Origin of the sequence: Prochlorococcus sp. MIT 1342, assembly GCF_047304495.1 — a bacterium.
Taxonomy (GTDB): Bacteria; Cyanobacteriota; Cyanobacteriia; order PCC-6307; family Cyanobiaceae; genus Prochlorococcus; species Prochlorococcus marinus_D.
The window spans coordinates 2,066,913-2,085,971 of record NZ_CP138957.1 but is presented as its reverse complement, the minus strand read 5'-3'; the positions used below and the strand labels follow the sequence as shown (position 1 = coordinate 2,085,971).

Sequence of the window (19,059 nt, the reverse complement as noted above, 5' to 3'; positions counted from 1 at the left end):
AACCTAGACGGAGAAGAATGCTCTCCGGAATAGCTATACAAGCTATTCCTGCTGCCCTTTCACCGTTAAAAGATCAGCCCCCATTGTTAATGGTGGTCGCTTGAGAACAGTGCTGAAGCAGGCTTGCTGGTTCCCGGCATCGTGGTCAGTGATGATCAGGGTGATTGCAGGCCCATTTCGCCTCGGAGTTCATGCTCAGCCTTGCCCACGCTCTGGAGAGTCAACTGCGTGCGGCGATCGACCGTGCCTTCCCTGAAGCCGCAGCCTCAGCACGTGTGAGTGGCACTGGCTTGGATCCACAATTGGCCCCAGCCAGCAAGCCTGAATTTGGTGATTTTCAGGCCAATGCTGCATTGCCCCTCGCTAAGCCGCTCAAGCAGCCTCCGCGTCAAATTGCTGCAGCGATTGTCGACCAGCTGATGGTTGATACGGCATTCAATGCCATTTGCTTGGCACCAGAAATTGCTGGGCCAGGTTTCATTAATCTCACCGTCCGGCCCGAATGCCTGGCTGCTGAAGTGCAGGCAAGGCTGGCTGATGCTCGTCTGGGCGTGCCGCTGGTGGAGGCCGATAACGATGGGCAACAGCCCACTCCAGTGGTGGTGGATTTCTCCAGCCCCAACATCGCCAAGGAGATGCATGTGGGTCACTTGCGTTCCACGATCATTGGCGATTCCCTTGCTCGGGTGTTGGAGTTTCGTGGACACCCCGTGCTGCGTCTTAACCATGTAGGCGATTGGGGTACGCAGTTTGGGATGTTGATTACCCACTTGAAGCAAGTGGCACCAGAGGCTCTTGACACAGCTGATGCTGTTGATCTTGGCGATCTTGTGGTGTTTTATCGCCAGGCGAAGCAACGCTTTGATGACGACGAGGCTTTTCAGACCACCTCCCGTGAGGAGGTGGTGAAATTGCAAGGGGGTGATCCTCTTGCCTTGAAGGCTTGGAGTTTGCTATGTGATCAGTCGCGCCGTGAATTTCAAAAGATCTACGATCGGCTTGATGTTCGTCTCAACGAGCGCGGTGAATCGTTTTATAACCCCTATCTCGAGAGCGTCGTTGAGGATCTAAATGTCTCCAGTTTGCTCGTTAGCGATGACGGCGCTCAGTGTGTCTTCCTTGAGGGTGTTACGGGTAAGGACGGCAAACCTCTGCCTGTGATTGTTCAGAAGAGTGATGGTGGCTTCAATTACGCCACCACCGATCTGGCAGCCATGCGCTATCGCTTTGCGGCTCCTCCCCAAGGTGATGGCGCTCGGCGTGTGATTTACGTGACCGATGCTGGCCAGGCCAATCATTTCGCTGGCGTGTTCCAGGTGGCGAATCGCGCAGGTTGGATCCCTGATGCTGGTCGTCTACAGCACGTGCCTTTTGGGTTGGTTCAGGGGGAAGATGGCAAGAAGCTCAAAACGCGTGCTGGAGACACTGTTCGTCTGCGCGAGTTACTCGATGAGGCTGTCGAGCGCGCTGAGTCTGATCTGCGCCGCCGGCTGCAGGAGGAGGGTCGGGATGAAGATGAATCTTTTATTGAGCAGGTGGCCATCACGGTGGGGCTGGCAGCAGTGAAGTATGCCGATCTCAGCCAGAACCGAATCACCAACTACCAGTTCAGTTTTGATCGCATGCTTGCTCTGCAGGGCAATACAGCTCCCTATCTGCTTTATGCCGTTGTTCGTATCGCCGGTATTGCGCGCAAGGGGGGCGATCTTGATGTCACTACGGCTGAGCTTCAGTTCAGTGAAACTCAGGAATGGGCTTTAGTGCGGGAGTTACTCAAGTTTGATGCAGTGATCGCCGAAGTTGAGGAGGAGTTGTTACCCAATCGTCTCTGCACCTATCTGTTTGAGCTTAGCCAGGTGTTTAATCGCTTTTACGATCAGGTGCCGGTGTTGAAAGCTGAGCAACCATCTCGTAGCTGTCGCCTAGCGCTCTGCCGGCTCACGGCAGATACCCTAAAACTAGGGCTGTCGTTGTTGGGTATTCCCACGCTGGAGCGGATGTGATGGGGTCTTCACCTGCACGAATGAGTTCTGGTGCCCCCGCTCCTCGGTTGGAAGTGGAGTGTCTGAAGGCCTATAGCGCTCCGCTTGAGGGTCGGCGTGGATTGCTGCGCCTTGATTTCAATGAAAATACGATCGGCCCTAGCCCTCGTGTACTTGAGGCGTTGCGAGCGATTCCTGCTGATCAGATCGCCGTTTATCCGGAGTACGACGGGTTGCGAGAAGCGGTGGCGGCCAATTTGAGCAATCGTGATCGGGGCCGACCAGGGCTGACCCAGCCACTTAGTCCTAGCCAGATTGGCTTATTTAACGGCGTTGATGCAGCGATTCACGCCATCTTTCATGCCTATGGCGATCGTGGTGATCGCTTACTGACAACGAGCCCTACCTTTGGCTACTACACGCCCTGCGCCCAGATGCAGGGGATGGAGATTCTGGCTATTCCCTATGAAGGCAGCGATTTTCGCTTCCCTCTGCAGGTGATCGGCACGCTTTTGCAAGAGAAGCGGCCGAGATTGCTGTTGCTTTGCAATCCCAACAACCCCACTGGTACTCGCCTGGCGCCTGAGCAGATCCTGGAGCTGGCTGTTGCAGCGCCTGAAAGTTTGGTGGTTGTTGATGAGCTTTATGAGGCGTTCACGGGTGATAGCGTTTTGCCGCAAGCAGATTTCAGTGTTACCCCGAATCTGTTGGTGTTGCGTTCGCTGGCCAAAACCGCAGGTTTGGCTGGTCTTCGTATGGGGTTTGCGATCGGCTCTGCTGATGTGATCGATCGCGTCAGTCGTGTGACTGGGCCTTATGACATCAATAGCTTTGCGGTAACAGCAGCTTTCGCGGCTCTTGATGATCAGGCTTACGTGGATGCCTACGTGGCTGATGTGTTGAAGGCGCGTGATTGGATTAGCGCTCGTCTTGAAGCCTCTGGTTTGACTTACCACCTCGATGGAGGGAATTACCTGTTGATCTGGCCGCAGCAGCAACCAGCAGAGGTGGAAGCAGCTTTACGCAAGCGGGGCATCTTGGTTCGGCTGATGACTGGCAAACCGCTGATTGATGGATCCTTGCGGGTCAGCATCGGCTCGATTGAGCAAATGCAGCAATTCTGGGAGAACTTTGCGGTGATCGAGTCTGTTTAGTCCCGCCCATGATCAGCAGCAGCAAATGCCTGATGCAGCATTTGAATTGCTTTTGGAGTCATAATTACGGGCTTCAATGCATGCCTAGCCCAAAGGATCTTTTAGCTCCAAGATGATTGAGCTGGTTTTTTGCTGATCTCTCAGCGCATCACCTCAATGACGGGGCCATCACCCAGATCGCTCGGCAGGCTGATGGTCGTTCCTGTCTGCCTGACCGGTGTACCTGCCATCGCATCAAGGAATGGTTGCACCCCTGTTTGATCACAGTTGCTTGGCGCTGCACCACTCACGTATTGCACTGGGATGACTCGGCGTGGATTGAGTGCATTGACGACTTGTGCTGCTTCAGCGCCGTCATAGACCTTGGCGCCACCCCCTACGCCGATGATCAAGACGTCGGGACGTCCAAGCAGAACTTTGTCTTCTCCCGATAACGAGGCAGCGCTGCCGCCAAGGTGAGCAAATTGCAGGCCGCCTTGTTGCCAGCGCCAGAGGGTGGCTTGGCCGAAACGGCGACCGCCCAGGCGGTCATGGGGAGCCGCAAATCCCTCTAGGTTTAAGCCGCCAATGCGGTATGAACCTGGTTGCACGAGAAAGCGACCACTAGCGACTTGAGCTCCTTCATCAGCGAGCTCAGAGCTGGCAAGGATCACAGTGGCATTCACCCGGGGCTCGCGCAGGCCTGCAGCGCAGCCCACGGCCTTGAATGGGTTGAGCAACACCGATTGCCCGCCGCCTTGGATCAGTAGAGCACTGTGGCCGTAACTCGTAATTGTGACTCCGCCGGCAATGGCCGAGGAGGCTGAGGACAGGACTAAACCCACAGCTGAAGCTGCAGAAAGGCTACGGGTGCTCAGAACCTTTAGGAGGGAAGGCATGAGTGGAAGCGGGAGTGTTTTGGAAGTTAGCAGTGCTTTTCGCTGGCTTCAGTCAGACGCAAAAAGTTGGTAAGCAGTTGATGGCCTGCCTCCGTGAGCACACTTTCGGGATGGAACTGCACTCCTTGTAGATGGGGGTGTGTTCGATGACGTAGGCCCATGATTGTGCCGTCCTCTAGCCATGCTGTGACTTCTAGGCAGTCCGGCAGGCTCTCTCGCTCTGCAATCAGGCTGTGATATCTGGTGGCAGTGAGTGGTAGGGGTAAGCCTTTAAACAGCCCTTCGCCGTTGTGCAGCACAGGCGAGGTTTTGCCATGCATTAGTTCATCAGCTTGCACCACCTTCCCTCCGTAGGCTTGAGCTAGGGCTTGATGCCCCAAGCACACCCCGAGGGTGGGGATTGTGGGAGCCAGCTCGGTCAGCACCTTCAGGCAAACTCCGGATTGATCAGGATTGCCCGGACCAGGTGAGAGCAGGATGGCGGCGGGGCGTAGCTCCCTGATTTGGCTGAGGCAGAGAGCATCGTTGCGCTCAACCCGTAGATCAGCAGCGACAGGATGCTTTGCGGCCAGTTCCCCTAAATACTGCACCAGATTGAAGGTGAAGCTGTCGTAGTTGTCGATAATCAGGAGCATGGGGCTGCAGGGCGTCAGAGCCCAAGGCGGATCAGTAGAGGAGGGAGCAGCAGCAGCAGGGCAATCAGTAGAGAGCTAATGGCGGCAACCATCACAGCAGCAGCAGCAGTGTCTTTGGCGATGCGGGCAAGGGGGTGAAAGCGGCGACCGATTGCTAGGTCCACCACAGCTTCGATGGATGTATTGAGCAACTCCAAGACAAGCACTGCCGCCACAGTGAGAACCAAGACGGCTAGATCGTTGAGATTCAGTTGCAGCCAGAGCCCCAGACCGAAAACGACGGCGCCGATCACGACATGGATGCGGAAGTTGCGCTGACTGACGATGCCATAGGCCAGACCTTGGGCTGCGTAGCGAAAACTGCTTGGTAGGTCTGCGGCAATTCGCCAGGCGCCCCGCCGGGCAGCTTGATGCCCTTGGCTGGATAGTGGTGTGATCTCTTCGGACAACAAATTGTTGGTCTGAGGGAGCATGTAGTGATCTCTTGGTTTGCATCACTAGTGGTGATGAACCTTACCGTTGATGCTGAGAAGTTGCTCCTGGTAGTTCAGCATCGTTTTCAGGCTCTGATCTGTTGGGTGGTCCCAGCCCAGTAGATGCAGGAGGCCATGGCTTACCAGCCAGCGGAGTTCTAGGCCAAGTTCATGGCTGTGTTGTTTGGCTTGGCGTTGTGCTGTTTGCACTGAGACGACAATGTCGCCCAGTTCGACGCAAGTGTCTGTTGGTAGGACGAGGTTGTTATCCAGTGCTGGGAAGGAGAGGACGTCAGTCGTTTCAGATCGTTGACGCCAAGCGTGATTCAGTTCAGTGATGGTGGCGTCATCCGTGAGTTGAAGGCCCAGGCTGAGCATCGGGCTGAGGCGCACAATCTCAGGACAGGTCAGGCTTGGGTCACGACGGACGCTTTCAATCCAGGCCGTGAGGTCTTGCTGCCAGGGACTTGCGTTAGTGAGGCGGCGCTTTGTGTCTGCATCAACCAAGCTCGTCAAAGCATCATCGTTGGCGGGATGAAAGGCCAGATCGAGATCGATCGGAGAGGTTTGCAGTGCGCTCATGCGCGCATCAATGGGGAAGTGTGGGCCTGCCGAGCCAGGCGATCATCAGGATGAACCCCACAACGCCAAAGGCGGTGAGGCCGAAGTGCCACAGGCTCTGTCCACCTTTGCGCACCATGTTGCGCATCGCCAGTTTCACGAAGCTTGGCGGTGGTGTTGCTTGTGATGGAGGCTCCTTGGAGCTTGGATCTGTCGTCATTGCATGTCTGATTTAGTGATCCATATCACTGCCTGGACGATCGACACCCTGACGCAGCAGGGTCTGAATGAATCGGTCTAAATCACCATTCATCACCGCTTGCACGTCTGTGGTTTCTTCTGCTGTGCGCAGGTCTTTCACCATTTGGTAGGGATGGAAGACATAGTTGCGGATCTGATTGCCCCAGGCAGCTTCAACGATATCGCCGCGGATGTCAGCGATCTCGGCAGCACGCTGCTCCTGTGCGATCACCATCAGCTTGGCTTTCAGTAGAGCCAATGCCTTTTCTTTGTTTTGTAGTTGTGAGCGCTCTTGCGTACAGCGCACCGCTAAGCCTGTTGGGATATGCAGAATGCGTACGGCTGTCTCCACCTTGTTGACGTTTTGGCCCCCGGCGCCACCGGAGCGGCTGGTGGTGACTTCTAGATCTTTCTCGGGGATATCGAGCTCTACTTCCTGATCGATTTTTGGCATGATCTCCACGCCTGCAAAGCTTGTTTGGCGCTTGCCATTGGCGTTGAAAGGAGAGATTCTCACCAAGCGGTGGGTGCCCTTTTCATTACGCAGGTAGCCGTAGGCATAGCGGCCTTCAATCTCTACCGTGGCGCTTTTAATTCCTGCCTCTTCCCCTTCGGAAAGCTCGTCTACGGTCACGCTCATGTCGTGATCCTCTGCCCAGCGGGTGTACATCCTGAGCAGCATCTGAGCCCAGTCTTGAGCATCTGTGCCACCAGCTCCAGCGTTAATTGAGAGCACGGCGCCTTCCTTGTCGTACTCGCCGCTAAGTAGTCGTTCGAGCTCCCAGCGATCAAGCCCTTGGCGCAGCTGTTTCAGCCCCGATTGGGCTTCGCTGAGCATCTCGTCGTCGGGCTCGAGGTCGTAGAGCTCTAAGGTTGCCTGGGCATCATTGACGGCACTACGCCAGAGCGTGATTTGCGTCAGCTGGGCTTTAACTTCGTCCAGCTGACGCATCTGCTTCTGGGCGTTTTGCTGGTCGTTCCAGAAATCTGGTTGAGCAGCGAGTTGCTCGAGATCTTGTTGGCGAGCGTTTAGAGCAGGAACGTCAAAGACAGTCCTGGGCTTGGCCCAGGCGGTCGGTGAGCTCAGAAAGATCGCGTTTGAAGTCGGTGAGGTCCAGCAACGTTGGTGCTTGAGTCCAGAGATCTGACGCTATCAGCGGGGCCAGCTTGCATAGGATCTCAGTGACGTCATCACAGTGCCATGGCCAAGGTTGAGATCTATACCTGGCAGTCATGCCCATTCTGCCTGCGTGCCAAGGCTCTCTTGGATCGCAAAGGGGTGAGTTACCAGGAGCACGCCATCGATGGCGACCAGCAAGCCCGCGCAGCGATGGCGAGCCGGGCTGGGGGGAAAAACACGTTGCCCCAGATCTTTATCGATGATCTGAGCATTGGTGGCTGCGATGAGTTGCATGCCCTTGAGGGGGCTCAAAAACTTGATGGTTTGCTCCAAGGCAAGGTCTGACGCCATGCGACAGCTGTTCGTCTTGGATCCCCTGCAGTGCATTCAACCTGCCAAGGATTCCTCAGCTGCGTTGATGCAGGCGGCCCAACGGGCATCAATTGAGGTTTGGGCTTGTACACCCGCTGATCTTCAGGCTCGTGGAGATCAGCTCTCTGCGATTGCCATCCCTGTGGTGGCTGAGCCTTGGATTAGCACCGGTGAGCCCCGCAGCCTTCCTCTAACGGACTTCGCCTGCATCTGGATGCGTAAGGATCCCCCGGTCGATGAGGGCTATCTCTATGCCACCCATTTGCTCGAGCTGGCAGAGCGGGCTGGTGTGTGCGTGCTCAATAGGCCAGCGGCGCTGCGGGCTTGGAATGAAAAGATCGGTGCGCTGCGCTTCAACAACCTGATGGCTCCCACGCTTGTGGCCAGTCGGGTCAGTGAGCTTGCTGCCTTTGCCCGTGAGCAAGAAGAGGTGGTGCTCAAACCTTTAGGGGGTCGAGCTGGTCAGGGGCTGGTGCGAGTCGCTGGGGCCGCTCCCGGACTTGAGGCCTTGCTGGAGTTGGTCACGGATCAGGAGCAGCTACCGGTGATGGTTCAGCGGTTTTTGCCGGCTGTCATTGAAGGAGACAAGCGCATCCTGTTGGTGGATGGAGAGCCTCTTGGTGCAGTGAACCGTCGTCCTAAGGCTGGAGATTTTCGTAGCAACCTTGCCATGGGTGGTCGCCCTGAACCCACAGAGCTAGACAGTCGTGAATTGCAGATCTGTGCAGAATTGGCACCCGTTTTGAGAGAGCAGGGTTTGTTTTTTGTGGGAATTGATGTGATTGATGGCCTGCTGAGTGAGATCAATGTCACCAGTCCTACTGGCATTAGAGAGGTTGAGCGCCTCAAGGGGGTTCCCCTGGCTGATCAAGTGATTGCGCGTTTGCTGGTCAGTCTTGGTTGATCCTTGGCATTCAGATCGAGTTGGTCGGCCAGTACAGACAGCTTCATGCCAACTTCTTGTAATTCGCGTTCGACCACAGACCCTCGGACCAAACCAGCTCCAGCAGTGAGATCAAGCACTGAACCTCTGGCGTGGCCACAACGGATGGCCACGCGCAGTTCCGTGTCGCCTTGGCTGTCGATCCAGCCAATCGGCGCCGCATAGCTGCCACGTTCAAAAGGTTCCAATGTGCGCAGCCAGGCCATCGCCTCTCGGCAAGGCAGACCCGCGACCGCCGGTGTTGGATGGAGAATTTTGGCGAGATTGAGGGATGTATGACCCATGGCATTGGCTGTGATCGGTGTATGCAGATGCACCAGTTGGCCATGACGAGCGAGCTGGGGGTTCCGTGGTCGCCTTGGTGTCAGTCCTTGATTGCACAGCTGACTGGTAATTGAGGCAACGACAAGTTCATGCTCGCGACGGTCCTTTTCCGAGCGGAGTAGGCCCTGTCCATTGTCATTGCGATCAGCAGTGCCGGCCAGAGCGTCGGTGCGTAGCTGATTCCCTTGCAGGCTGAGTAGCCGTTCAGGCGAAGCTCCAAAGAAGGCATCCTCGTGAGTTCTTCGCCATAAGAAGCGGCAGCTACCTGATTGTTGTTGACGTAGCTTGGCCAGTACTGGCAGTGGGTTTAAGGGTGCTTGGAGCTGAATGGATTGGCGCACAGCCAGCACCAATTTGTTGAGCTCACCGCTGCTCACTAAATCGAGTCCGCGTTTGAGAGCTGGTCTGTAACACTCCTGCCAGGGCTGGAGTTCCGTGGTGCCGCGGACGCTGCTGGGCCAGAAATCTTTTGAATTGTGATTGGGGTCGAGCAGGTTTTCCGCCATCAGCCAAAGCTGTTCTGCTAGATCCCGCGCTTCTGCTTGCTGGGTGATTACGCCATTGAGACGCAGCCAACCGTGTCGACCCTGACGGCTGAGTTGCCAGCGCGGCAGCACTGCTTGAACAGCACTGTTGTGGATCTGGCTGCGTTGTCGTTCTGCGGGATGGTCGAAAAAGGAAAAGGCCAGCAGGATTTTGGCTCGAGCCTGGGCAGGGGCGTTGGGCGTCGCGTCTGTGAGGCGTGCCAGGGTTGTATCGCTGAATCGTTGGGCTAGCTCAAAGCGTCTGGGGCCTGCAAGATCAAGGCTTTGGCACTGACCAGCTGCTGCAAAGCAAAGGCCTGGTGCACTATCCCAGAGAAACTGGAAGGGATGCTCATCGGCTAGTAAGGGCAGGTGGTACAGGGGATCCACCTCGTCGAGAGGCAGGGCCAGGCTGAGGACACCTTCATCGCCCTTGCGCTCGCACCAGCCCCGGGATGCGGCAGTTAAAAGGTTGCTGAAACTACGGTCAGCTTTCATCCGGGATCGGAGTTGAGCGCGGGTGCTGCTCAAATGTATGGGCCTTTCCCTGGTTTCCAGGCTTCTTTCCCATGCCAGACCAGCAGGATGTTGCATCCCTTTACGCCAAGGCCTCCACAAGGCGAGCTCTTTGGAAAGCCGCGATCAAGTGGCCGATGTACTCCGTGGCAGTGATGCCGGCGTTGCTGGCGGCTGGTTGGCGGGTGGGGGCCGGCGAAGCAGTGCGTCTTGATCAACTGCTTGGCTTTTTGGTTGCGGCTGTGCTGCTTTTGCTTTGGGAAAACCTCAGCAACGACCTCTTTGATGCAGATACCGGCGTGGACAGCTTCACCAAGTTGCATTCGGTGGTTGCGCTGCTGGGTCAGCGGAGACCTGTGCGCCGCTTTGCTCACTTAGCGCTCGTGCTGGGTTTGTTGTTGATGTTGCTGTTGGCTTTGCGCAGTAGTGCTGCTGTGCTCTTTTTGGTGCTGGTGAGTTGTGGTTTGGGATACCTCTACCAGGGGCCGCCCTTTCGCTGGGGCTACATAGGCCTCGGTGAGCCGCTGTGTTGGTTGGCTTTTGGCCCTTTCGCTACTGCCGCTGCCTTGTTGGCGTTAGCACCGCTCAACGGTGATGGATCAGTTATTCCATGGGCAACGGCGTTCACCCTGGGGAGTGGTCCGGCCTTGGCGACAACCTTGGTGCTCTTTTGCTCTCATTTTCATCAAGTCGCTGAGGATGCGGCTTTTGGCAAACGATCGCCTGTGGTGCGCTTGGGCACAGCTCGTGCGGCGGCTTTGGTGCCCTGGATTCTTTCGCTTGTGTTTGCTCTGGAGTGGATCCCTGTGCTGCAGGGAGATTGGCCGCTGACAGCTCTGCTTGGTGGTTTGGGATTGCCTGCAGGAGCAGCGCTGGTCCGTTTGCTTCGCCATCACCATGGTCAGCCAGAGAAGATTCGTGGCAGCAAGTTTTTGGCATTGCGCTTTCAGGCGCTCAATGGCTTGGGGTTGAGCTTGGGCCTAGCGCTAGCGCCTTGCTTGGGCTTTGCGCTATCTAGCGCAGGTTGAGTTGATGGCTCTCAAGTTTCAGTGCAAACCGTTTTCATTTCGTTTGAGTCGGGTGTTGCAGACGGCTCAGGGGGTTGTTGAAGAACGTCAGGGTTGGTTGCTGAGATTGGAGGATTGCGCGGGTCGTTGTGGTTGGGGGGAGGTGGCTCCGATGGATGTGGCTGGTTTAAAGGCCTGCGGAGATTTTTTGGTCAAGCTGCGCTTGGCCCCAACGCGTTTGGAGTTGGAGGATGGAATTGCGTTTTGGCCTGCGCCTTTGGCTTTTGGTGTGGGTGCAGCTTTGGCGGAATTGGATGGCCTCGTGGGGTCTGTGGCAACAGGCGGTTGGCTTGCGGCGCCTGCCTCGGCTGTGTTGTTGCCGGCGGGGCAGCCACTTTTGAAGGCTTTGGATTCCATGCTTGAGAGGGTTCCCTCAGCAGCTGATCCCTTCACTGTGAAGTGGAAGGTGGCGGTCGCTCCAGATGCACTGGAGCGGCGCCTCTTGTTGCAATTGTTGGAGCGGCTGCCAGAGCATGCGCGCTTCAGGCTTGATGGCAATGGCGGTTGGGATCGCAGTGTGGTCAGCTGGTGGGTGGAGCGATGTCTGCAGGATCCGAGGCTGGAATGGTTGGAACAACCTTTGCCTGCCAGTGATCTTGAGGGGTTAAGAGCTTTGGCTCAACAGGTTCCCGTGGCTCTTGATGAGTCGCTTGTGCTTGAGCCATCACTGCGAGAGTCATGGTCTGGCTGGCAGGTGCGGCGTCCGCTTTTAGACGGTGATCCCAGACCTCTGCTGAGGGGGCTGCAGGAGGGTGTGGGCTACAGGATGTTGAGCACGGCCTTTGAAACCGGCATTGGTCGGCGTTGGCTGCACCATCTCGCTGCTTTGCAGCATCAGGGCCCTACACCAGTGGCTCCTGGCCTGGCTCCGGGTTGGTGCCCTGAGGGGGCTTTATTTAGCGCTGATCCCGAAGTGGTCTGGGCGGCGGCATGAGGGAGTTGGTTGCCCTGCGTTGCAATCCCGCTCAGGTTGAGCAAAGGGCCTTGCAGCTCGCTCAGGCCTTGGAGCAAGGCGATTGGGTGCAACTGCTGCCGCCTGTGGGTACGAGTGGTTTGATCCCTAGGGCTCTTTTGCCTGATGGTCCTGGTGTGGTGGTCGCAAGTGGAGGCACCTCCGGCGGACAGCAGCACTGTTTGCAGCCTTGTAGCCATCTCGACTTATCAGCTTCGGCTACAGGTCAATGGCTTCAGCAGCAGGGTTACGACCTGCAGCAATGCATGGTGCTTAATCCTTTGCCGTTGCATCACGTTAGTGGCTTGATGCCTTGGTGGCGTAGTCGTTGTTGGCGTATTGGGCATGCATGGCTACAGCCTGGCTTGATGAGGGATCCAGACGCTTTAGAGCAGTTGTGTGGCTCGTTGCCGGGATGGGGAGAGCAACCGGTCTTGATGTCTTTGGTGCCAACACAACTGCAGCGGTTGTTGACGCATAACGCTGGTGTGCGTGTGTTGAAGGCTTGTGCTGTGATTTGGGTTGGTGGAGCAGTGCTTTCGCCAGGGTTGATGAAAGCGGCACGTGCCGAAGGCTTGCGCTTGGCACCCTGCTATGGAGCAACTGAGACAGCGGCGATGGTGACAGCGCTTGCTCCTGAGGATTTCCTGGCGGGTGCGACGGGCTGTGGATCACCGCTTGAAGATGTGGAGCTGCAGTTGACGCAAGCAGGCGCGTTGCAAGTTCGAACAGCGCGGTTGGCGTTGGCGCGCTGGTTGGGTGAGGGCTTGGAGGATGTTCGCGATCAGCAAGGCTGGTGGACCTCTGGAGATGCTGGTTGCTTGATCACTGAGAGCAACCGGGTTTGTCTCAGCATTGCTGGCCGCTTGGATGGAGCGATTCACTCTGGTGGTGAAACGGTGTTCCCTGAACAGTTGGAGGCCCGTTTACAAGTGGCGGCGTTTGGTTTGCCTGTTGAGGCTGTGTTGCTGCTTGCTGTTGAAGACAGGGAATGGGGGCAACGCTTGGTGGCGCTTGTGCGTCCTGCTGCTGGGGCGAATGGAGAGGATTTGATCAAGCAACTACGCCATCTCTGTGCCGATTGGCCGCCTGCCGATCGGCCGATGCATTGGCGGCTTTGTCCAATGCTTGCTCCGATGGCCAATGGAAAATGGCAACGGGGCTATTGGCAGCAATGGTTGCGGTTGCTAGAAGCGGAAAGTACAGAGTTTTGACTATGGCCAGTCTTTCTGATGCTGAGCTTAGTAATAAGAAATTAGCCGCGGGTTTGCTAGGGATCTTTCTTGGCGCTTTAGGGATTCATAAATTTGTCTTAGGCAAGAATAATCCGGCGATGATTATGTTGGTGGTTTCGCTTGCGGGAGGCTCTATTACTTGTGGGATTGCATATGCAGTCATGCAAGTTATAGGTTTAATTGAGGGCATTATTTATTTAACACAAACACCGCAAGAATTTAAAGATATTTATCTTGATGGTGACAAGGAGTGGTTCTGATGAGTATTAGTTCAATGCGCATATTGCAACGGCTGATGCTTGCAGGGTCCGCTCTGATGAGTTGTAGTATCTTCGCGTCTATGCCACAGGATGCCTTTCATCCTTTTGCATTGATGGCAAGTTTTTTACCGCTGCAGTTGGGGGCGTTGGCGTGGGTCAGATTGAGCCAATCTTCCCCACACCGGAAGCCTCCAGCCAGCGATCAATGCCTTCTGGTAGTGCACAGCGATGACGTGTCTGGGCGTTGATCGCTAGATGGCGGATGAGAGCGTGGGCAGCGATTTGCTCTTCGCAGCGGAATTCGAAGTGAACTTGGAAGCTGTTTGGATTGAGTCTCTCTGGGCGTAGCTCCATAGCCAATGCGTCTCCGGTGTGGATCGGCCTGCGGAAATCTGCTTGACAATGGATGATCGGCAAGGCCACTTCCGGTGTGACTTCAGACTTGCGGCTGCCAGGAAAGATCTCTGCGGGATTTAGTCCGTAGCTTTCAAGGCTTTCTTCCCATGACTCATGACACCAGCGGAATAGCTGATGGAAATGCATCACGCCGGCGGCATCAGTATCGCCAAAGCGCACCACGCGGCGCATCAACAACCAGTTTTCTGGATTCATGACTGTGATTGTGGTTGCTAGGCAAGACCACCACAATGATTTTGATTTGGATTGTGATGGGTTGATGGCGAAAGATTGTATTGGTAGCGGATGCAACAGTTTGAGTGTTGTTGGTTCCTTCGCGAAGGGAAGCCTCTTTGGTAATGAATTGGTCTTGAATCTGCTAATAAGAACTCGTGCGAATTTAGGTCTTACTTAAGCATTCCAAAACTTTTAACCATAGAGGTAGTCCTGAAGAGTATTAATGAATGAGACGTAACAAATACTGCAAAGAAAGGCTCATAAGGCTAAAACCTGCAAAGAACACAATTCTGCAAATGTCGACCTCGACTGATACCACTCAAGCAACAGTAATTTTACCGAAGCTTTCACTGACTAATTTTGGCTTCCCTTGGTATAATGTTGACGAGAAGACCTTTGAAGACTATTGCAATAACCTGCTCAATTTCGTGAACAATAGTAAGATCAAGACCTCGTATTTTCATATCAACGATTATACGGATGACGCAGCTGGTAATGGAACGTATAACTATTTAAACCCAAATCCGCCTTCGGGCATGAGAAAAGATAAAGGGACAGGTGAGATCACTCCTTGGATTGTTACTTATTGGTTGGATAAGCTGCCTAGTGAGGGTGAAGCTGGTGTTGTAACCACTGTGAATCCTACGGATCCCTGGAAAAGCGATCCAAGCAATACAACTGGTAATGTAAGTATTGGCGATGGAACAGCTGGTCATCCTAAGGATAATATGCGCCAAAGTTTTGAACTCATCCAAGCAATCAACAATGCTGCCGGTGCAAATAAGATTACTCATATGGAATTTGATCATGAGGGTGGTGGTGCCTATCAAGATGACACGCCATATGGGGGAGTGAATGGCCAGCCAGTTGGAATTGGCTACACGAAGTGGCTATGGAATCGATATATGCCAGAAAGTGTAAGATTCACTGATCAAGACGCAAGTCAACAAGGGTTTGCAGGCCATTATAGCTATGGCTTTGTTAATTATCGAACCGAAGCTTGGGCTGAGTCAAGCGGTGGGTCTATGGAAGCCTTTGCAGAAAATTACTGGTTTGGTGAGTTGGAATATGAGCCAAATGAGTTTGACTTTGCGATGGATTCTAGCGTCGATAGAGATACTCGCTTGCATCAATTCTTATCTACAGACACTATGACTGAAGCTCTCGGTGACAACCCCGGGAAGATCATTAAAGGGAATATTGATAATGATTATCCGAATGGCCTAATCAAGGGTGGAGGAACAAGCTTGAATTGGTTTGCAATTCCTGATCTTGATAATAAGTCAGTACATGTTTTAGCATCTCATAATGTTGATACGCCGTATCGTTATTTTCGCGACTTCCCAGAGCTGCTCGCTGGGATGTTCTCTGACCACGATTACCCCTCTGGGGGGGCACCTTCAAAACTCCATCCAGATACGAAGGGTTGGGGCCCTCCACATTTAGACGAGATTTATTATCAACCTTTAGATTTAACACAAAGAAATGGTGATCCTGATACGCCTCAAGGTGGTGTTCCGTTATTCTCTATCGAGAACCTTTCAAGTACCAATCAAGCCAGGGTTGGTACGACTAATCGCCTCCAAGATATCCAAGGTGTCCCTGCTGACAGTTTAGTTTGATCGCGAAGGCGATTAAAGAGCTTGATCAAAATATTAGTAAGCCGGGTACAACAGTCGATTCGATGAAAGACCTGAATAGTTTTGGTGGAACTTTTGATGGCTTGAGTGCTCTGGACTACCACAAGTTTATTGACTTCCTTAATGCGGCAGCCAAGGAGATTAATCCTTTTGATCCTGAATCTGTCACCCTTTCAATCTATGAAGCACCCTTTTTGCCGATGTCATGGATAGATCAGAAAGTACCCAATAGTTGGGACGCAGAAGTTATTGAAGGATCTAATGATGTGGAAGATACTTTAAATGCAGGGAATGGTAGCCAAACTCTAATGGGCCTCATGCTTGACGATATATTGATTGGCGGTTCGGGAAGTGATTTTTTGGTTGGTGGTGAGGGTGCGGACACCTTTCAGTTTAATACCAAGGGTGAATCTCAAACAGACCATAGACGTGATGTGATTACAGATTTCAATGGTGAGGAAGGGGATGTTGTTCACCTCTCAAATATTGAGGAGAATCTTGTTTATATAGGTTCAGACACTTTCAGTGTTTCTCAAGATGAAGTGCGGTTTGAGGATGGTCTCTTGCAATTGAATCTTAATCAAGGCCTTGATCCTGATATGGTTATTGAGCTTTCAGGTGTAACATCATTTTCTTCTGATTTCTTGGTTTAGATTCTGCCTTGCCTTAATTGTAAGGTTGGTATTGAGAACGTATTTTTCAGTTAAATTATATTGATATGCTAGTTGACTGGAGCCAAAAATCGCCTCCAGTCCTTGCCCGTATTTGCTTTTTGGTAGTTAGTGTTGAGCGGCTGTTTATGATTGTTTGATTCATTTAGCTTCTGGGAAAAGTGGGGCGACCTGCTATGCCCAACACAAAGCTGAGCGCGATTCTTGGAACCCATTAACTAAGAAATGCCCATGCTGTTTATGAAATGACCCAGTTACGCAAGCGAGGGGATATTGAGCGACTTTGCCGAATGGTAGTGACTGACCACCACAGCAGCACTAAAGAAATAGAATGAAGTGGTACATGTCACGGCGATGGCAATCGAGAAGAAGTAGAGCGCGATTAGATGGCAAATACAGGTGACTGAGAGCTAGACGGATAATTTGATGTCCCCCTAATCGATGGTTTCAAGCTGTCTTTTGGGGCTTCCTTTGTGATCAAGAAAGTGGATGCTGATCTGCCTTGTGAATATGATTCTGTAGCCCGTTTCAAAAGTGAGATTGGCGGAAGCTTGATCTTTGTGTGACTTCTCAAGGCGGCGATGGGAATGATGTCGAGCTCTATACGAAATTATCCTTTGGGTTCTTTCTAATCACCTAAGTGATCCACGGATGCCGGTTCTGATGATGATTTATTTGTTAGAACTTCTGCAGATGAAGTGATTTTTGATGGCAATGGTGATGATGTTCTTCTTGGTGGCATTGGAGATGATCAGGTCAATGGAGCTAGCGTTGTCGATACGCTAGATGGTGACTTGGGAAATGACACCCTTCAATCTTATCGAGGAGCTGATGATTGCATTCTGTGTAAAGGTAATGATGCCATGAGCCCTTCTCAATCGATGAGAATGATCAGCTTGTGGTTGGAGAACATGTTGACCTGTCGTTTAAGCAAGTTGGCGATACTCGATTGATGAAGGAGTTGGCATTCGCGCCACATTGCTTGATGTTGAGCAGGATAAGTCCCTGGCGGCTGATGTGATTGACTACATGTGAGCCCACATATCTGATCATGAGAGTCAATCTAAATGGGGAGAAAAATGCAGCAGGTAATGTCTTCTCGTATATCACAATTGGCCTGGCATTAGGGCTTAATGGATTGGTGATAGTCGCTTGGCTAATTTGGACAAGAGTGAGCTAGTTAGTATCTATTTTGACCTAAGTAAAAGGCTTCGCATTAGCGCTAAACTGTTCTTGTCCCTTAATCTGATTGGCTTGTTCAGTGCAATGGGAATGCTTGCATTCCTAGGCCAAAGTTTATGCCAAGTCTCACGAGCCAGTAGCTGATCAACGCAACGGCTCCCACGATCAAATGCCAAGCGTGGATGGCAAAGGGCCTCAATCGGCGCTGCTGGATGGCCAGCACCGACCAGATGATCAACATTGCTGCCACCACTGGCCCAAAAGCATGCCATTGCATTGAGCTGCTGAGATTGCCCTGCAGTGCTTCAGTCGTGGCCCTAGTAAGGAAGCAGGTTGGGCAGGGAATGCCGGTGAGAGCTCTGAGTGGGCAGGGCCAGCCTGGCAGCGATGGATGCAGACCCTTGATCCACAGGGAGCCAGTGAGTGTTGCCGGCAGTAGATAACCAGCCCGTTGGATCCGTCGCAGAAAACGGTTCAGTGCCTTGTGCCTTAGCGATCCACAGAACCCATGATCACGTCGATGGAGCCAAGGATCGCCATGATGTCTGCGACTTTTGCTCCCTTGAGGATATGGGGAAGGATTTGCAGGTTATTGAGGTCAGCAGCGCGGATTTTGAAACGCCATGGTGTGACGTCATTGTTGCCCTGTAGGAAAACGCCTATTTCTCCCTTGCCTGACTCAAGCCTGGTGTAAAGCTCACCATTAGGGATCTTGAAGGTGGGTGCAACTTTCTTGGCGACGTATTGATAGTCAAATCCCATAAAGGTGCTTGTCTTACCCTCCGCCATCCGCTGAGCTTCGAGGTTTTCTGTTGGTCCGCCTGGGATCATCTCGCAGGCCTGGCGCAGGATCTTCAGCGATTGGCGCATTTCTTCGATCCGAACGCGATAGCGCGCATAGCAATCGCCTTCTTTTTCCCAGGCGACATCCCAATCGAAGTCGTCATAGCACTCGTAGTGATCCACTTTGCGTAGATCCCATGGCACTCCTGATGCCCGCAGCATTGGCCCTGAAAGGCTCCAGTTGATCGCCTCATCTCGCCCAATGGCGCCCAAACCTTCGATGCGGCGACGGAAGATTGGGTTGTTGGTAATGAGTTTTTCGTACTCATCGATCTTGGGACCAAACCAGTCGCAGAAGTCTTGGCATTTCTCCAGCCAACCCCAGGGCAAATCACAGGCGACGCCACCGATGCGGAAATAGTTGTTGTTGATCAAACGTTGCCCTGTGGCTGCTTCCCACAGGTCGTAGATCATTTCTCTTTCTCGGAAGATATAGAAAAAGGGTGTTTGGGCACCCACATCAGCGAGGAAGGGGCCCAGCCAGAGCAGGTGGTTGGCAATGCGATTGAGCTCGAGCATCAATACGCGGATGTAGCTGGCCCGCTTCGGCACAGAGATGTTGGCCAAGCGCTCCGGAGCGTTCACGACGATTGCCTCGTAGAACATTCCGGCTGCATAGTCCATGCGGCTCACGTAGGGCACGAACATCACACTCGTGCGGTTTTCGGCAATTTTTTCCATGCCCCGATGGAGATAACCGATCACCGGTTCGCAGTCCACCACGTCTTCACCGTCGAGGGTGACCACCAGCCTCAGCACTCCATGCATCGAGGGATGATGGGGGCCGAAGTTGACGACCATTGGCTCCGTACGCGTTTCCAGCTGCGACATGGGGCCTTGAGTTGCAGAGCGTT

At 53.5% G+C, this 19,059-nt stretch carries 21 protein-coding genes; 11 read left to right on the top strand and 10 right to left on the bottom strand.

Annotated features, from left to right (window positions below; translation table 11 throughout):
• The first annotated feature begins 191 nt into the window (after positions 1–191).
• Both argS and SIB79_RS10760 read left to right on the top strand, forming a co-directional pair.
• The gene (gene argS, locus SIB79_RS10765; protein ID WP_063405368.1) at positions 192–2,003 is read left to right on the top strand and encodes an arginine--tRNA ligase; all 1,812 of its coding nucleotides are present in this window, start codon (positions 192–194) and stop codon (positions 2,001–2,003) included.
• Positions 2,003–3,136 (top strand): pyridoxal phosphate-dependent aminotransferase, encoded by a 1,134-nt coding sequence (locus SIB79_RS10760; RefSeq protein WP_063404668.1) that lies wholly within the window; start codon positions 2,003–2,005, stop codon positions 3,134–3,136. The genes argS and SIB79_RS10760 overlap by 1 nt, the downstream gene beginning before the upstream one ends.
• 140 nt (positions 3,137–3,276) lie before the next feature.
• On the opposite strand, the gene SIB79_RS10755 is transcribed toward SIB79_RS10760, so the two are convergent.
• The 6 genes from SIB79_RS10755 to prfB form a co-directional block, all read right to left on the bottom strand.
• Positions 3,277–4,014 carry an MBL fold metallo-hydrolase gene (locus SIB79_RS10755; protein WP_063404670.1) on the bottom strand — a complete coding sequence of 246 codons (738 nt, stop codon included), beginning with the start codon at positions 4,012–4,014 and terminating at the stop codon, positions 3,277–3,279.
• A gap of 26 nt (positions 4,015–4,040) precedes the next feature.
• Positions 4,041–4,649 carry an anthranilate synthase component II gene (locus SIB79_RS10750; protein ID WP_063404672.1) on the bottom strand — a complete coding sequence of 203 codons (609 nt, stop codon included), beginning with the start codon at positions 4,647–4,649 and terminating at the stop codon, positions 4,041–4,043.
• 14 nt (positions 4,650–4,663) lie between these two features.
• Positions 4,664–5,122: a diacylglycerol kinase family protein gene (locus SIB79_RS10745; RefSeq protein WP_011131431.1), complete on the bottom strand. Its 459-nt coding sequence runs from the start codon at positions 5,120–5,122 to the stop codon at positions 4,664–4,666.
• Positions 5,123–5,146: 24 nt separating this feature from the next.
• Positions 5,147–5,704 (bottom strand): rRNA maturation RNase YbeY, encoded by a 558-nt coding sequence (gene ybeY, locus SIB79_RS10740; protein WP_063404673.1) that lies wholly within the window; start codon positions 5,702–5,704, stop codon positions 5,147–5,149.
• Between the two features lie 7 nt (positions 5,705–5,711).
• The gene (locus SIB79_RS10735) at positions 5,712–5,903 is read right to left on the bottom strand and encodes a DUF3285 domain-containing protein (RefSeq protein WP_011131429.1); all 192 of its coding nucleotides are present in this window, start codon (positions 5,901–5,903) and stop codon (positions 5,712–5,714) included.
• A 12-nt stretch (positions 5,904–5,915) separates the two neighbouring features.
• Positions 5,916–7,044, bottom strand: a protein-coding gene (gene prfB, locus SIB79_RS10730; protein ID WP_155724700.1) for a peptide chain release factor 2 whose coding sequence is annotated in 2 segments (ribosomal slippage) — positions 5,916–6,968 and positions 6,970–7,044 — 1,128 coding nt in all. Because the reading frame shifts where the segments join, the coding sequence is not laid out codon by codon here.
• Between the two features lie 80 nt (positions 7,045–7,124).
• On the opposite strand from prfB, the gene grxC reads away from it, so the two are divergent.
• Both grxC and gshB read left to right on the top strand, forming a co-directional pair.
• Entirely contained in the window at positions 7,125–7,388 is a 264-nt protein-coding gene (grxC, locus tag SIB79_RS10725; RefSeq protein ID WP_074161357.1) for a glutaredoxin 3, read from the top strand.
• A gap of 4 nt (positions 7,389–7,392) precedes the next feature.
• On the top strand, positions 7,393–8,319 hold the full coding sequence (gene gshB, locus SIB79_RS10720; RefSeq protein ID WP_063404680.1) for a glutathione synthase: 927 nt from the start codon (positions 7,393–7,395) through the stop codon (positions 8,317–8,319).
• On the opposite strand, the gene SIB79_RS10715 is transcribed toward gshB, so the two are convergent.
• Complete coding sequence (locus SIB79_RS10715) at positions 8,283–9,704, bottom strand: isochorismate synthase MenF (protein ID WP_063404682.1); 1,422 nt, start codon at positions 9,702–9,704, stop codon at positions 8,283–8,285. The two genes, gshB and SIB79_RS10715, sit on opposite strands and share 37 nt — an antisense overlap.
• Before the next feature lie 71 nt (positions 9,705–9,775).
• Here SIB79_RS10715 and menA point away from each other — a divergent pair, with 71 nt between their 5' ends.
• The 4 genes from menA to SIB79_RS10695 are packed head-to-tail and all read left to right on the top strand — an operon-like array spanning position 9,776 to position 13,236.
• A complete protein-coding gene (gene menA / locus SIB79_RS10710; protein ID WP_063404684.1) occupies positions 9,776–10,750 on the top strand; it encodes a 2-carboxy-1,4-naphthoquinone phytyltransferase in 975 nt (324 codons plus the stop codon).
• A 4-nt stretch (positions 10,751–10,754) separates the two neighbouring features.
• The gene (locus SIB79_RS10705; protein WP_063404686.1) at positions 10,755–11,723 is read left to right on the top strand and encodes an o-succinylbenzoate synthase; all 969 of its coding nucleotides are present in this window, start codon (positions 10,755–10,757) and stop codon (positions 11,721–11,723) included.
• Entirely contained in the window at positions 11,720–12,955 is a 1,236-nt protein-coding gene (locus tag SIB79_RS10700; RefSeq protein ID WP_063404688.1) for an AMP-binding protein, read from the top strand. Before SIB79_RS10705 ends, SIB79_RS10700 begins: the two co-directional genes overlap by 4 nt.
• 2 nt (positions 12,956–12,957) lie before the next feature.
• The gene (locus tag SIB79_RS10695; RefSeq protein WP_063404689.1) at positions 12,958–13,236 is read left to right on the top strand and encodes a TM2 domain-containing protein; all 279 of its coding nucleotides are present in this window, start codon (positions 12,958–12,960) and stop codon (positions 13,234–13,236) included.
• Positions 13,237–13,392: 156 nt separating this feature from the next.
• On the opposite strand, the gene SIB79_RS10690 is transcribed toward SIB79_RS10695, so the two are convergent.
• A complete protein-coding gene (locus SIB79_RS10690; protein WP_063404691.1) occupies positions 13,393–13,848 on the bottom strand; it encodes an acyl-CoA thioesterase in 456 nt (151 codons plus the stop codon).
• Between the two features lie 248 nt (positions 13,849–14,096).
• On the opposite strand from SIB79_RS10690, the gene SIB79_RS10685 reads away from it, so the two are divergent.
• The 3 genes from SIB79_RS10685 to SIB79_RS10675 all read left to right on the top strand — a co-directional run bounded on the left by SIB79_RS10685 (position 14,097) and on the right by SIB79_RS10675 (position 17,133).
• A complete protein-coding gene (locus SIB79_RS10685; RefSeq protein ID WP_155724701.1) occupies positions 14,097–15,491 on the top strand; it encodes a hypothetical protein in 1,395 nt (464 codons plus the stop codon).
• Entirely contained in the window at positions 15,488–16,162 is a 675-nt protein-coding gene (locus tag SIB79_RS10680) for a M10 family metallopeptidase C-terminal domain-containing protein (RefSeq protein ID WP_063404696.1), read from the top strand. The genes SIB79_RS10685 and SIB79_RS10680 overlap by 4 nt, the downstream gene beginning before the upstream one ends.
• Before the next feature lie 716 nt (positions 16,163–16,878).
• Complete coding sequence (locus SIB79_RS10675) at positions 16,879–17,133, top strand: hypothetical protein (RefSeq protein ID WP_063404698.1); 255 nt, start codon at positions 16,879–16,881, stop codon at positions 17,131–17,133.
• Between the two features lie 305 nt (positions 17,134–17,438).
• Here SIB79_RS10675 and SIB79_RS10670 read toward each other — a convergent pair whose 3' ends face one another.
• Together SIB79_RS10670 and SIB79_RS10665 are read right to left on the bottom strand one after the other, a co-directional pair.
• On the bottom strand, positions 17,439–17,708 hold the full coding sequence (locus SIB79_RS10670) for a DUF2752 domain-containing protein (RefSeq protein ID WP_236072732.1): 270 nt from the start codon (positions 17,706–17,708) through the stop codon (positions 17,439–17,441).
• A gap of 143 nt (positions 17,709–17,851) precedes the next feature.
• Positions 17,852–19,036, bottom strand: coding sequence for an NAD(P)H-quinone oxidoreductase subunit H (locus tag SIB79_RS10665; RefSeq protein WP_063404702.1), 1,185 nt, complete (start codon positions 19,034–19,036; stop codon positions 17,852–17,854).
• Positions 19,037–19,059 lie beyond the last annotated feature (23 nt).

Bases quoted from the DNA above. Each gene is read 5' to 3' on its own strand.
- argS (WP_063405368.1), top strand. From the start codon at position 192: ATGCTCAGCCTTGCCCACGCTCTGGAGAGTCAACTGCGTGCGGCGATC.
- SIB79_RS10760 (WP_063404668.1), top strand. From the start codon at position 2,003: ATGGGGTCTTCACCTGCACGAATGAGTTCTGGTGCCCCCGCTCCTCGG.
- SIB79_RS10755 (WP_063404670.1), bottom strand. From the start codon at position 4,014: ATGCCTTCCCTCCTAAAGGTTCTGAGCACCCGTAGCCTTTCTGCAGCT.
- SIB79_RS10750 (WP_063404672.1), bottom strand. From the start codon at position 4,649: ATGCTCCTGATTATCGACAACTACGACAGCTTCACCTTCAATCTGGTG.
- SIB79_RS10745 (WP_011131431.1), bottom strand. From the start codon at position 5,122: ATGCTCCCTCAGACCAACAATTTGTTGTCCGAAGAGATCACACCACTA.
- ybeY (WP_063404673.1), bottom strand. From the start codon at position 5,704: ATGAGCGCACTGCAAACCTCTCCGATCGATCTCGATCTGGCCTTTCAT.
- SIB79_RS10735 (WP_011131429.1), bottom strand. From the start codon at position 5,903: ATGACGACAGATCCAAGCTCCAAGGAGCCTCCATCACAAGCAACACCA.
- grxC (WP_074161357.1), top strand. From the start codon at position 7,125: ATGGCCAAGGTTGAGATCTATACCTGGCAGTCATGCCCATTCTGCCTG.
- gshB (WP_063404680.1), top strand. From the start codon at position 7,393: ATGCGACAGCTGTTCGTCTTGGATCCCCTGCAGTGCATTCAACCTGCC.
- SIB79_RS10715 (WP_063404682.1), bottom strand. From the start codon at position 9,704: ATGAAAGCTGACCGTAGTTTCAGCAACCTTTTAACTGCCGCATCCCGG.
- menA (WP_063404684.1), top strand. From the start codon at position 9,776: ATGCCAGACCAGCAGGATGTTGCATCCCTTTACGCCAAGGCCTCCACA.
- SIB79_RS10705 (WP_063404686.1), top strand. From the start codon at position 10,755: ATGGCTCTCAAGTTTCAGTGCAAACCGTTTTCATTTCGTTTGAGTCGG.
- SIB79_RS10700 (WP_063404688.1), top strand. From the start codon at position 11,720: ATGAGGGAGTTGGTTGCCCTGCGTTGCAATCCCGCTCAGGTTGAGCAA.
- SIB79_RS10695 (WP_063404689.1), top strand. From the start codon at position 12,958: ATGGCCAGTCTTTCTGATGCTGAGCTTAGTAATAAGAAATTAGCCGCG.
- SIB79_RS10690 (WP_063404691.1), bottom strand. From the start codon at position 13,848: ATGAATCCAGAAAACTGGTTGTTGATGCGCCGCGTGGTGCGCTTTGGC.
- SIB79_RS10685 (WP_155724701.1), top strand. From the start codon at position 14,097: ATGAGACGTAACAAATACTGCAAAGAAAGGCTCATAAGGCTAAAACCT.
- SIB79_RS10665 (WP_063404702.1), bottom strand. From the start codon at position 19,036: ATGTCGCAGCTGGAAACGCGTACGGAGCCAATGGTCGTCAACTTCGGC.